We start from the raw sequence: 13222 nt of genomic DNA, 5'->3' as shown, positions 1-13222 counted from the left end.
CCCATGAAAATCATCAACGCCTCCCTGCGCAAGCAGACCGGCCTGTTCACCATCCGCTGCGAAGGCGACGTCATCGCCGAAGTCGTGCAGCAAGCCGGCACCCTGGCCGCCAGCGGCGACGACATCGACGCCCGCGGCAACCTGGCCATCGCTCCGCTGGTGGAGCCGCACATCCATCTGGACGCCACCCTGACCGCCGGCGAGCCGGAATGGAACATGAGCGGCACACTGTTCGAAGGCATCGAGCGCTGGGCCCAGCGCAAGGAAACCATTACGCATGAGGACACCAAGTCCCGCGCCCACACCACCATCCGCATGCTGGCCGCCCATGGCATCCAGCACGTGCGCACCCACGTCGACGTGACCGATCCGACCCTGGCGGCGCTCAAGGCCATGGTGGAAGTGCGCGAAGAGGCGCGGCACCTGGTGGACCTGCAGATCGTCGCTTTCCCGCAGGAAGGCATCGAGTCCTACGAGGGCGGCCGCGAGCTGATGGAAGAGGCGATCCGCCTGGGCGCCGACGTGGTCGGCGGTATCCCGCACTTCGAGAACACCCGCGAGCAGGGCGTCAGCTCGATCAAGTTCCTCATGGATCTCGCCGAGCGCACCGGTTGCCTGGTGGACGTGCACTGCGACGAGACCGACGACCCGAACTCGCGCTTCCTCGAAGTGCTCGCCGAGGAAGCCCGCGTGCGCGGCATGGGCGGTCGCGTCACCGCCAGCCACACCACGGCCATGGGTTCCTACGACAACGCCTACTGCTCCAAGCTGTTCCGCCTGCTCAAGCGCTCGGGCATCAACTTCGTCTCCTGCCCGACCGAGAGCATCCACCTGCAGGGCCGCTTCGACACCTTCCCGAAACGCCGCGGTGTGACCCGCGTGGCCGAGATCGACCGCGCCGGCATGAACGTCTGCTTCGGCCAGGATTCGATCAAGGACCCGTGGTACCCGCTGGGCAACGGCAACATCCTGCGCGTGCTGGATGCCGGCCTGCACATCTGCCACATGATGGGCTTCGATGACCTGCAGCGCGCGCTGGACCTGGTCACCGACAACAGCGCCCGCGCGCTGAACCTGGGGGCGCGCTACGGCATTGCCGCCGGCCGTCCGGCGAACCTGCTGGTGCTGGGCGTGGACAGTGACTACGAAGCGGTGCGCCAGCAGACCAAGGCGCTGTACTCGATCCGCAATGGCCGCGTGCTGATGAAGCGCGAGCCGGAGCAGGTTGAGCTGGCCGAGGGCTGATCGGCTTCCTGTAGGAGCGAGCTTGCTCGCGAACCTTGGCCCCGCTGCCGGGCCATTCGCGAGCAAGGACTGGGCGTCCCCTCGGTCCTGCGAGATCAAAATCCCTCTTCACTAGCCCTGTAGGGCGCATAACGCCGCATGCGTTATCCGCCATCTGGCGCATAACCCGTTCCGGGTTATGCGCCCTACGTGAGCCACAGATGTAATTCGTAGGATGGCGTGGAGCGAAGCGATACCCATCAGTTCCGTGCACCGACCGCACGGGTATCGCTGCGCTCCACCCATCCTACGGGTGTCAGAACTCTCTTCTCAGGGGACCATCGCCATGCCCACGCCGAAGCGGTTCCAGGCATTGATGGTGGCAATGGCCAGGGTCAGGTTGGCGATCTCGGCGTCGCTGAAGTGCTCGCGCAGGGCGTCGAACTGGTGCTGCGGGGCGTGCTTCTCCGGCAGGCGGGTGAGGCTTTCCACCCAGGCCAGCGCGGCGCGTTCGCGCTCGGTGAAGAAGCGGGTTTCCTCCCACACGCTCAGGGTCTGCAGCCGTGCCTCGGTCTCGCCGGCCTTGCGGGCGTCGTTGGCGTGCATGTTCACGCAGTAGGCGCAGCCGTTGATCTGCGAGGCGCGCAGGCGGATCAGCTCCAGCAGCGAGGTTTCCAGGCCGGATTTGGCCAGTGCCTGTTCCAGGCCGATCATGGCCTTGTAGGCGTCGGGGGCGGCCTTGGCCCATTCGATACGTGCGCTCATGGTGGTCTCCAGTGGGGCCCGCGGTAGTGCGGGAATGGAGCTAAGGTAACGCCGACTCCCCGGCGTTCGAATAGCCAATTCCCGGCAATACCGGCAGACCAATGGAGCCAATCCCGGCTATGCGCCGGGCGCTCAGTCCCAACCGCCCGGGCAACCCTTGCAGCCCGCCATGTTGCTGCCCTGGAAGTTGCCAAAGCGCTGGCGGCTTCCGCGCAGGTCGGCATCTTCCAGATTCGCTTCGGCCAGCTTCACTTCCTGCAGGTTGGCGTCGCGCAGGTCGGCGCCCTTGAGGTCGGCGCGGGACAGCCAGGTCATTTCCAGGTCGGCAGCTCGAAGGTTGGCCTGGTGCAGCTTGCCGCCGCTCAGGCGGGCGAACTCCAGGTACGCGGCGGTGAGGTCTGCGCCTTGCCATTGCGCGCCCTGGGCGAACAGCCCCCAGGCCTGGATGGCGACCAGCTTGGCGCCACTCAGGTCGGCGCCACGCAGGTTGGACTGCTGCAGGCTGGCGCGGGTGAGATCGGCACCGTTCAGGTGCGCCTGTTGCAGGTTCGCCAGGTCCAGCTTGGCGTGGCGTAAGTCTGCTCCGGCGAGGTTGGCGCCGGAGAGGTTCATGCGGGTCAGGTCCTGGTTGCGCAGGTCGGCACCGCGCAGGTCGGCGTTGGGACATTGGCTGTCCGGCTCGATACGGCAGCCAGCGATGACGGTGGCCACGTCGTCCTCGGGTACCTCGGCCGGCTGGCTGGTGGCGAAGGCGAGGGCGGAGAGGGGGAAGAGCAAGCAGGCAAGCAGGCGCATGGCGATCTCCTGGGAAAATGAGAAAGGCCCGCGCCGGAGTTGGCGCGGGCCTGTGCATCAACGGCTGGCGGTCTTGTTGTCCCAGATGGGCAGCTTGAAGACCCAGAAGGAACCGCCCTGGGCCACCGGCTTGGTCAGCTCGGCCATGTCGCCGCCCCACAGCGGCACCGCGCCGCCGTAGCCGACGGTCACGCCGATGTACTGCTCGCCGTCCTGCTCCCAGGTGATGGGCGGGGAGACGATGCCGCTGCCGGTCTGGAACTGCCACAGCTCCTTGCCGGTCTTGGCGTCGAAGGCCTTGAGGAAGCCCTCGCCGGTGCCGGTGAACACCAGGTTGCCGGCGGTGGCCAGCACGCCGGCCCAGAGCGGCAGGTGGTCCTTGTATTCCCACTCGACCTTGCCGGTGGTGGGGTTCATGGCGCGCAGCGTGCCGACGTGGTCGTCATACATGCGCTTGATGCGGAAGCCCATGCCCAGGTAGGCGCTGCCCTTGGCGTAGTTCACTTCCTCGGTCCAGTAGTCCTCCTTCCAGTGGTTGGCGGGGACGTAGAACAGCCCGGTGTCCTGGCTGTACGCCATGGGGTTCCAGTTTTTGCCGCCGAGGAACGGAGGCGAGACTTCCACGGCCTTGCCGTGCTTCTGCCCAGGCTCCGGCAGCGGCGGACGCTGACCTTCGTTCTCCACCGGGCGGCCGGTCTTCAGGTCGATGTGGCTGGCCCAGGTGATGTTGTCGACGAAGGGGAAGGCGTTCTGCAGCTTGCCGTTGGTCCGGTCGACCACATAGAAGAAGCCGTTGCGGTCGGCGTGGGCGGTGGCCTTGACGATCTTGCCGTCCTGGGCCTTGTAGTCGAACAGCACCAGTTCGTTGTTGCCGGAGAAATCCCAGGCGTCGTTGGGCGTGTGCTGGTAGAACCACTTCACCTCGCCGGTGCTCGGGTCGACGCCGACCTGGCCGGAGGTGTAGAGGCTGTCGTAATCGTGCGGGTTGCCGCCCTTGGCGGTGCGTGCCCAGGTATTCCACGGGCCGGGGTTGCCGGCGCCGACGATGATGGTGTTGGTCTCGGCATCGAAGCTCGCGCTCTGCCACGGGGCGCCGCCGCCGTGGCTCCAGGCCTCGACCTTGCCGGTGGGGGAGTTCTTGTCCTCCGGCCAGGAGGGTGCCTTCACGTCGCCCGTGGGAGTGCTGTCCTTGCCATTGAGACGGCCCATGTGGCCCTCGACGAAGGGCCGCATCCACACCTCTTCGCCGGTGTCCGGGTCGCGGGCGAACAGGCGGCCGACCACGCCGAACTCGTCGCCCGAGCTGCCGTGGATCAGCAGCACTTTGCCGGTCTTGCCGTCCTTCACGATGGTCGGTGCGCCGGTCATGGTATAGCCGGCGCCGTGGTCGCCGAACTTCTTCTTCCACACCACCTTGCCGGTCTTCTTGTTCAGCGCCACGACCGAGGCGTCGAGGGTGCCGAAGTAGATCTTGTCGCCATAGATGGCAGCGCCGCGGTTGACCACGTCGCAGCACGGGCGGATGTCGTCGGGCAGACGGTGGTTGTAGGTCCACAGGCGCTTGCCGGTCTTCGCGTCAAGGGCGAACAGGCGCGAATAGGAGGCGGTGACGTAGACCACGCCGTCGCTGACGATGGCCTGGGACTCCTGGCCGCGCTGCTTCTCGTCGCCGAAGGAGTAGGACCAGGCCGGGGTCAGCTTGAACACGTTGTCGGCATTGACCTGCTTGAGCGGGCTCCAGCGCTGGGCATTGGTGCCCATGCCGTACTGCAGCACGTCGCCGGTGGTCTTGTGGTCGTTGGCGATGTCGCCCCAGGTCACATCCTTGGCCAGGGCGGAGCCGCCGGCGGTAAGGGCGATGGCGCAGGCGAGGCTGCTGAGGACGAGGTGCAGGGGGGCTGTTGTTGTTCTCATGGTGGGTTTCCCGTGATGGATGGCGGCAGGCCGCTGCACGTGCCGCGGCGAATCCATGGTGGGAGGAGGGCGTGGTAGCGGGGAACGGAAAAGCTCCCGGCGATGCCGGGACTATTTCCCGGTCCGGGCATGACTTGGGCTTGCTGCCAAAGCGCCGGCAGTGGCCGACCGCCGTTCTAGTACGAAGGGAGTAGACGGGAGCATCCAAAGCAGGATTCGGCCGTCGGTCGCGCGTTCTTACCATCGTCATCACTGGCGTCTTTCCGGGCGCCGTGCCTTGCCAAGCATCTCGATGAGAGGATGAAGTGATGAACAACAAGAACGTGCTGTGCGGCCTGCTGTTGATGGCCGGCCTGGGTGTCTCGGGCCTGGCCCTGTCCCACGGCAATGTGACGCCCCAGGCAGTGGATACCACGGGGCTGGAACCATTGGGCAAGGAATGGCGCGAGACCAACCCCTACCGCGAGCCCTACGCCAATCACGCCAAGGCGGTGGAGATCGGCGCTTCGGCCTACAACCAGAACTGCGCGCGCTGCCACGGCCTGGAGGCCAAGTCCGGCGGCATCGCCCCCGACCTGCGCATGCTTGACGTGGGCGCCGAGGGTGACGAGTGGTTCAAGGAGCGGGTGATCAACGGCGCGGTACGCGACGGTGCGGTGTACATGCCGAAGATGGCCGACTTCATCAGCCAGGAAGGCCTCTGGGCAATCCGCACCTACCTGGACAGCGTGCACGTGGACGAGTGATCGCCATGCGCCTGCCCAATCTGCTGATCGGCCTGCTGCTGAGTGCGGCCCTGTGCCTGCTGCTGGGGCAGGCGCAGGCCGGTGTGCGCCCCTACGAGGACATGGTCGCCAGCGGTGTCCTGCGGGTCGCCGTCTACGAGAACTTCCCGCCCTACAGCTTCATGCAGGACGGGCAGCCGCGCGGGGTCGATATCGATCTCGCGCAGCACCTGGCCAGCGGCCTGGGCGTGCGCGCGGAGTTCCTCTGGGTAACCCCCGGCGAACGCCTGGACGATGACCTGCGCAACTTCATCTGGAAAGGCCACTACCTGCGCCCCGGCGTGGTCGCCGACATGATGCTGCGCGTGCCCTACGACCGCCAGTACGCCAACCGGCGCAACGATGTCGGCGAGTTCGCCAACGAGCAGGTGGTGATGTTCGGCCCCTACCAGCGCGAGCGCTGGCAGGTAGTCAGCGATGACCGTCGGCTGGCGGAAGTGGACACCATCGCGGCGTTCCGCGAACACCCCATCGGCGTCGAACTGGACAGTGTGCCTTCGTTCTACCTGACCTCGGTGCTGGGCGGCCAGCTCAGCCGCATGACCATCCACTTCCCCAGCACCCAGGCGGCCTTCGACGGCATGCGCGCGGGCAAGGTGGATGCGGTGATGGCCCTGCGCGGCGAGCTGGACTGGATGCGCGCGCAAGCCGCCGACGAGCACCTGAAGAACGCCGAGAACACCTACCCCAACCTCGGCCAGCCCGAGTGGGACATCGGCATGGCGGTGCATGAAAGCAATCGCCAGCTCTCCAATGCCCTGGACGGCGAACTGGAGGAACTGGTGCGCAGCGGTGAGATGGAGAAGCTCTATGCGGCCTACGGCGTGCGTTACGAGCTGCCAGGGCTCTACCAGGACGTGCAGTGAGGGAGAAATGATGCGCAGGCGCCAGATGTTGCTCGGGCTGTGCGGCTTGCCGCTGCTGGCCGCGGCGGTGGAGGGCGACCCGATGCCCTCGGTGATGTGGGAGTACCACCACAAGCGCCTGCTCAATGGCGAGCCCTACGTCTTCGACGAGCGGGTCAGGCTGGGTGTGCCGCCGTTCGCCGAGGACTCGCGACAGGTGCCGGTGGAAGTGGACGCTCGCGCCTTGCCGGGGCGCTTCGATCGCCTGCTGCTGTGGGCCGAGCTGAACCCGATTCCCCATGTGTTGACGCTCTATCCTGGCGAGCACCTGGAGCCGCTGTTGGCGGTGCGCATCCGTATCGAACAGGCCACGCCGATCCGTGCTGCGCTGCGGGACGAGAAGGGTGTCTGGCATGTCGGCTCGGCGTGGATCGACGCTGCGGGTGGCGGATGCACAGCGCCCAGCGTGGTGCGTGCGCAACCGGGTTGGGAGGACCGGCTCGGCCAGGTCCATGGCGAAGCTTATCCCAAGGGTGAATTCAGCCGGGTGCGGCTCTCGGTGTCCCATCCGATGGACAACGGCCTGGTCGGCGGCATCCCCGAGTTCTACCTCGACCATGCCGAACTGCGGGGGCCGGAAGGCGAGGTCTTCGCCCGACTGGACCTGTTCCCGGCGGTCAGCGAGAACCCGACCTTCACCTTCGAGGTGCGCGGCCATCCGCGCACCGAACTCTGGCTGCACGACAACAACGGCAACGAATTCCAGGCCGCTCTGCGCTGACGCCGCACTGCGCTGACATCGCACAGCAATATCGAGGTGCCCATGCGTTTCCTCCTGATTGCCCTCGCGTGCCTGTGCCTGCCGGCACTGGCCGACCTGCAGTACCACCTCCAGCCCCGGCAGATCGCCGAGGGCACCTGGGTGGTGGAAGGCAGCACCGACAACTTCGCCAAGGACAACGGTGGCGCCATCGTCAACGTCGCCTTCATCGACACCGGCGACGGCGTGCTGGTGATCGACAGCGGCCCGTCAAAGCGCTATGGCGAAACCCTGCGTGCGCTGATCCAGCAGACCACCGGCAAGCCGGTGAAGCGCGTGCTGCTGACCCACCATCACCCCGACCATGTGCTGGGCAACCAGGCCTTCACCGACGTGCCCATCGGCGCGCTGGCCGGCACCAGCAAATTGCTGAAAGAGCAGGGCAATGCCATGGCGGAGAACATGTACCGCCTGGTGGGTGACTGGATGCGTGGCACTGAGGTCGTACTGCCCACCGAGACGGTCGAACCCGGTGAATGGCAGATGGGCAGCCACCGCTTCCGCCTGCTGGGGTTGCGCGGGCACACCGGCGCGGACCTGGCGATTCTCGATGAAACCACCGGCGTGCTGTTCGCCGGGGATATCGTCTTCTACCAGCGCGCCCTGACTACGCCGAACAGCCCCGGCCTGGATGTGTGGCTGGCCGATCTTGATACCCTGCAGCAGTTGCCGTGGAAACAGATCGTCCCCGGCCATGGTCCCATCGCCACGGATGCTGCGCCCTTTGCGCAGATGCGCGACTACCTGGGCTGGCTCGACACTGTGATGGGTGATGGAATTGCCCAGGGTGCGGACATGAACGACCTGCTGCGCACGCCGATCCCCGAACGCTTCGCCGGCATCAGCCTGACGCGCTATGAGCTGATCCGCAGCGTCAGCCACCTGTATCCGCGCTATGAGCAGAAGGCTCTGCCGCGCGTCGATGAGCAATAGCCATTTCTGCAGAGGTTTCGGTGCGCGGGCAGGCCCTCACCCCAACCCTCTCCCGGAGGGAGCGGGGGCTGTCTGGAGCGGCTTTGCTGCTCGTCGCTCCGATCTGCTCTTCCTGTAGGAGCGAGCTTGCTCGCGAACCTTCCAGCAGGATGTATTCCTGCTTTCGCCTCTCGCGCCGAACGGTTCCCTTTCCCTCTGGGAGAGGGCTGTCTGGAGCGGCTTTGCTGTTCGTCGCTCCGATCTGCTCTTCCTGTAGGAGCGAGCTTGCTCGCGAACCTTCCAGCAGGATGCATTCCTGTTTTCGCCCCTCGCGCCGAACTGCTCCCTCTCCCTCGGGAGAGGGCTGGGGTGAGGGGCTCGGAACCCCACTCAGGCCATGCCGCCGCCGGGAAATCCGGTTCGCGAGCAAGCTCGCTCCTACAGGGACAAGGCTCGCCCATCCAGCCTGAAAAAGCCCGAATTTCGCACCGCTGCAGCCCGGTATTGCTACCAAGGAACTAGTGAATTCGGCACTGCGTTCAATTGTTGGCCTGCCGTGCCAAACCAAGAATCTGCGACAGACCGGGAAATTTTCCCGGGTACAACAACAATCGCAGAGGCGCACCGCCATGAGACAGCTTCAACCTTTCGCCCGCACCGTGCTGTTCACCGCCATCGGCCTGGCCAGCCTTGGCGCCCACGCCGGCGTCACTGACCAGGACATCAGTGATGCCGCCAAGCGCACCGACCAGATCGTGGTCAACGGCATCAACCAGCAGGGCCAGCGTTTCAGCCCGCTGAATACCCTGAACAGCGATAACGTGAAGGAGCTGCGGCCGGTTTGGGCGCTGTCTTTCGGCGGCGAGAAGCAACGTGGCCAGCAGGCGCAGCCGCTGATCAAGGACGGCGTGATGTACGTCACCGCCTCCTACTCGCGGGTGTTCGCCGCCGACGCGCGCACCGGGCGCAAACTCTGGCAATACGACGCGCGCCTGCCCGACGGCATCATGCCCTGCTGCGACGTGATCAACCGTGGCGTGGCGCTGTACGGCGACCTGGTGATCTTCGGCACCCTCGACGCCAAGCTGGTCGCCCTGAACAAGGACACCGGCAAGGTGGTGTGGAAGAAGACCGTGGCCGACTACAAGGCCGGCTACTCCATCTCCGCGGCGCCGCTGATCGCCAAGGGCAAGCTGATCACCGGCGTGGCCGGCGGCGAGTTCGGCGTGGTCGGCAAGATCGAGGCCTATAACCCCACCAACGGTGAATTGCTGTGGAGCCGCCCGACCGTGGAAGGCCACATGGGCTACGTCTACAAGGACGGCAAGCCGGTGGAGAACGGCATCTCCGGCGGCGAGGCGGGCAAGACCTGGCCGGGCGACCTGTGGAAGACCGGCGGCGCGGCGCCGTGGCTGGGCGGCTACTACGACCCGAGCACCGATTCGCTGTTCATCGGCACCGGCAACCCGTCGCCGTGGAACTCGCACCTGCGCCCCGGCGACAACCTGTACTCCTCCTCGCGCCTGGCGCTGAACCCGGAAGACGGCTCGATCAAGTGGCACTTCCAGACCACCCCGCACGACGGTTGGGACTTCGACGGTGTCAACGAGCTGGTGTCCTTCGACTACAAGGACGGCGGCAAGACCGTGCAGGCTGCTGCCACCGCTGACCGCAACGGCTTCTTCTATGTGCTCGACCGTACCAACGGCAAGTTCATCCGTGGCTTCCCCTTCGTCGACAAGGTGACCTGGGCCAAGGGCCTGGACGAGAATGGCCGGCCGATCTACGACGACGCCCACCGTCCGGGCGCGCCGGGTGAGGGTGGCGAGAAGGGCACGTCGGTGTTCGTCGCGCCGTCCTTCCTCGGTGGCAAGAACTGGATGCCCATGGCCTACAGCCAGGACACCGGGCTGTTCTACGTGCCGTCCAACGAGTGGGGCATGGACATGTGGAACGAGAACATCGCCTACAAGAAAGGTGCGGCGTACCTCGGCGCGGGCTTCACCATCAAGCCGCTGAACGAGAAGTACATCGGCGTGCTGCGCGCCATCGATCCGAAGACCGGCAAGCAGGTTTGGCGCTACGAGAACTACGCGCCGCTGTGGGGCGGCGTGCTGGCCACCCATGGCAACCTGGTGTTCACCGGCAACCCCGAGGGCTACCTGATGGCCTTCGACGCCAAGACCGGCAAGAAGCTCTACCAGTTCAACACCGGCTCGGGCGTGATCGCCTCGCCGATCACTTGGGAAATGGACGGCGAGCAGTACGTGACCGTTCTCTCCGGCTGGGGCGGCGCGGTGCCGCTGTGGGGCGGCGAGGTGGCCAAGCGGATCAAGGACCTGGACCAGGGCGGGATGATCTGGACCTTCAAGCTGCCGAAGGATCTGGTGGCGAAGAAGTGATGTGCCTGTGAGGTGAACAGGGGCCGGCCATTGTGTCGGCCTTTGTTTTGGCGCGGCTGTCGATGTTGTTCGCGGGCATGGCCCGCTCATGCATTCAGCGCCAAAGTCAGCTCCAGCTATGGCTCTGGCTTTGGTTCTTCAAGACTTCCAGAGAAACATCCGCACGCTCCGGAGTGCCCCTTTCAGGAGGCCGAAGGTGATCGGAGTTTCAGGGGTTGAGCGACATGGATGTCGCGAGAGCGTTGTCGGGCCAGGGATGGCCCGTCAACGCGGGCCCCTGGAACTCCGAAGAACCAAGGGTACTTTTCGCGAAGCGAAAAGCCGGATGCAGGGGCGAGCCTTTTGGTTACTTTTCGGCGTTTGGAAAAGTGACTCGCCCGAGGGGGCGAAACAGAGCATCTCAGCGCACGCCGAAGCGGCGCAGAAACTCCAAAGCCAAAGCGGTCAGCTCTTTGCCAGCGGTTCGCGAGCAAGCTCGCTCCTACGGCCTGTGCATTCCCAAGCGACGTTGAAACGCCCAAGCACGAACAAGAGCATCGCGGAGAAGCTCCGCTCCTACGAGAGCTCAAGAGCCGTGGCAAGCCAGCAGGAGCACTCAGCGGGCTCGCTCGCGGGCATGGCCCTTCCTACGAACAACCATCTCCCGGCATCTACTACCAAATGAGGAACCCACCCCTCCCATGGGTGCATTCCGGGCCGGGAAGGGCGCTGCCTAAGATCGCTCCATGACCTGGCCGATGGAGGCCAGGACCCGACAGGAGAGCATCCCCATGATCTACGCCCCACCCGGAACCCCAGGCGCCGTCGTCACCCTCAAACCGCGCTACGGCAACTACATCGGCGGCGAGTTCGTCGCGCCGGTGCTGGGCCAGTACTTCAGCAACACCTCGCCGGTGAATGGCGAAATCATCGCCGAGTTCCCGCGCTCCACCGCCGAAGACATCGATAAGGCGCTGGACGCCGCCCACGCCGCCGCTGGCAGCTGGGGCCGCACGTCGGTGCAGGACCGCGCGCTGATCCTGCTGAAGATCGCCGACCGCATCGAGCAGAACCTCGAGCAACTCGCCGTCGCCGAAACCTGGGACAACGGCAAGGCCGTGCGCGAGACCCTGAACGCCGATGTGCCGCTGGCCGCCGACCACTTCCGCTACTACGCCGGCTGCATCCGCGCGCAGGAAGGTGGCGCCGCCGAGATCAACGAGAACACCGTCGCCTACCACATCCACGAACCGCTGGGCGTGGTCGGGCAGATCATCCCGTGGAACTTCCCGCTGCTGATGGCTGCGTGGAAACTGGCCCCGGCCCTCGCCGCCGGCAACTGCGTGGTGCTCAAGCCGGCCGAGCAGACCCCGCTGTCGATCATGCTGCTGGCCGAGATCATCGGCGACCTGCTGCCGCCGGGCGTGCTGAACATCGTCCAGGGCTTTGGCAGGGAAGCCGGCCAGGCGCTGGCCACCAGCAAGCGCATCGCCAAGATCGCCTTCACCGGCTCGACCCCGGTCGGCTCGCACATCCTCCACTGCGCGGCGGAGAACATCATCCCGTCCACCGTGGAACTGGGCGGCAAGAGCCCGAACATCTTCTTCGAGGACATCATGAACGCCGAGCCGGCGTTCATCGAGAAAGCCGCCGAGGGCCTGGTGCTGGCTTTCTTCAACCAGGGCGAAGTCTGCACCTGCCCGTCGCGGGCGCTGGTGCAGGAGTCGATCTTCGAGCCGTTCATGGTCGAGGTGATGAAGAAGATCAAGGCGATCAAGCGCGGCAACCCGCTGGATACCGAGACCATGGTGGGCGCCCAGGCTTCACAGCAGCAGTACGAGAAGATCCTGTCCTACCTCGACATCGCCCAGGGCGAAGGCGCCGAGCTGCTCACCGGCGGCTCAAGCGAGCGCCTGGAGGGTGACCTGGCCAGCGGTTACTACATCCAGCCGACCCTGCTCAAAGGGCACAACGGCATGCGCGTGTTCCAGGAAGAAATCTTCGGGCCGGTGGTGGGCGTGACCACCTTCAAGGACGAAGCCGAGGCCCTGGCGATTGCCAACGATACCGAGTTCGGCCTTGGCGCTGGCGTCTGGACTCGCGACATCAATCGCGCCTGGCGCATGGGTCGTGGCATCCAGTCCGGCCGCGTGTGGACCAACTGCTACCACCTGTACCCGGCCCACGCCGCGTTCGGTGGTTACAAGAAGTCCGGCGTCGGCCGCGAAACCCACAAGATGATGCTCGACCACTACCAGCAGACCAAGAACCTGCTGGTGAGCTACGACATCAATCCGCTGGGCTTCTTCTAAAGCTTGCAGTAACCCGGCGGACCTTCCCCCATCAGGTTCGCCGGCCCTTTGCGCTGTACCCCGCCTGGCACTCCACCAGGCATCCCTTGTGTCGACGCGCCCGTTCGGGCGGCCGTCCGCTTCCGTACCTATTCCACGGGTGACGGCCTTCGTCGAACGCGGCTCCGGCCGCGTTTTCTTTTTTCCGGATGAGTCGTTGTTCGCGAGCAAGCTCGCTCCTACAGGTTGGGTCCACAGCTCTTCTGTAGGAGCGAGCTTGCTCGCGAACCCGCCCATGCGCCGAAATGTCCGGACATGCAGGTTCCGTAGGATGGGTGGAGCGCAGCGATACCCATCAATCTCGCGCGCCGTTCGCATGGGTATCGCTGCGCTCCACCCATCCTACAAGGGCTGTCGAAGCGTCCCGTCTCCGCAACACCTGCATCTGTCCTGCGCAACACCTGTAGCGCCCGCAACACCCGCCTCGCAT

10 protein-coding genes are annotated in these 13222 nt (G+C 65.5%); 7 read left to right on the top strand and 3 right to left on the bottom strand.

All coding sequences use genetic code 11. The features are described from left to right. Positions 1–3 precede the first annotated feature (3 nt). Positions 4–1245: a cytosine deaminase gene (gene codA, locus G4G71_RS16155; protein ID WP_169939076.1), complete on the top strand. Its 1242-nt coding sequence runs from the start codon at positions 4–6 to the stop codon at positions 1243–1245. Positions 1246–1554: 309 nt separating this feature from the next. On the opposite strand, the gene G4G71_RS16150 is transcribed toward codA, so the two are convergent. The 3 genes from G4G71_RS16150 to exaA all read right to left on the bottom strand — a co-directional run bounded on the left by G4G71_RS16150 (position 1555) and on the right by exaA (position 4698). Beyond that, positions 1555–1989 (bottom strand): carboxymuconolactone decarboxylase family protein, encoded by a 435-nt coding sequence (locus tag G4G71_RS16150; protein ID WP_054910252.1) that lies wholly within the window; start codon positions 1987–1989, stop codon positions 1555–1557. A gap of 132 nt (positions 1990–2121) precedes the next feature. Beyond that, complete coding sequence (locus G4G71_RS16145) at positions 2122–2784, bottom strand: pentapeptide repeat-containing protein (RefSeq protein ID WP_169939075.1); 663 nt, start codon at positions 2782–2784, stop codon at positions 2122–2124. Between the two features lie 57 nt (positions 2785–2841). Then, a complete protein-coding gene (gene exaA, locus G4G71_RS16140) occupies positions 2842–4698 on the bottom strand; it encodes a quinoprotein ethanol dehydrogenase (RefSeq protein WP_169939074.1) in 1857 nt (618 codons plus the stop codon). A 308-nt stretch (positions 4699–5006) separates the two neighbouring features. On the opposite strand from exaA, the gene pedF reads away from it, so the two are divergent. From pedF to exaC, 6 genes are all read left to right on the top strand, one after another. Further along, the gene (pedF, locus tag G4G71_RS16135; RefSeq protein ID WP_169939073.1) at positions 5007–5444 is read left to right on the top strand and encodes a cytochrome c-550 PedF; all 438 of its coding nucleotides are present in this window, start codon (positions 5007–5009) and stop codon (positions 5442–5444) included. Positions 5445–5449: 5 nt separating this feature from the next. Continuing rightward, positions 5450–6349, top strand: coding sequence for a substrate-binding periplasmic protein (locus G4G71_RS16130; protein WP_169939072.1), 900 nt, complete (start codon positions 5450–5452; stop codon positions 6347–6349). 10 nt (positions 6350–6359) lie between these two features. After that, entirely contained in the window at positions 6360–7109 is a 750-nt protein-coding gene (locus G4G71_RS16125; RefSeq protein WP_169939071.1) for a quinoprotein dehydrogenase-associated SoxYZ-like carrier, read from the top strand. Between the two features lie 42 nt (positions 7110–7151). After that, positions 7152–8081: a quinoprotein relay system zinc metallohydrolase 1 gene (locus G4G71_RS16120; RefSeq protein ID WP_169939070.1), complete on the top strand. Its 930-nt coding sequence runs from the start codon at positions 7152–7154 to the stop codon at positions 8079–8081. Positions 8082–8689: 608 nt separating this feature from the next. Further along, positions 8690–10462: a methanol/ethanol family PQQ-dependent dehydrogenase gene (locus tag G4G71_RS16115; protein WP_169939069.1), complete on the top strand. Its 1773-nt coding sequence runs from the start codon at positions 8690–8692 to the stop codon at positions 10460–10462. 770 nt (positions 10463–11232) lie between these two features. Then, positions 11233–12753 carry an acetaldehyde dehydrogenase ExaC gene (gene exaC, locus G4G71_RS16110; RefSeq protein WP_169939068.1) on the top strand — a complete coding sequence of 507 codons (1521 nt, stop codon included), beginning with the start codon at positions 11233–11235 and terminating at the stop codon, positions 12751–12753. The last annotated feature ends 469 nt before the right edge of the window (positions 12754–13222 follow it).

The organism is Pseudomonas multiresinivorans (assembly GCF_012971725.1).
Lineage (GTDB): Bacteria > Pseudomonadota > Gammaproteobacteria > Pseudomonadales > Pseudomonadaceae > Pseudomonas > Pseudomonas multiresinivorans.
This window is presented reverse-complemented; position numbering and strand designations above follow the sequence as displayed.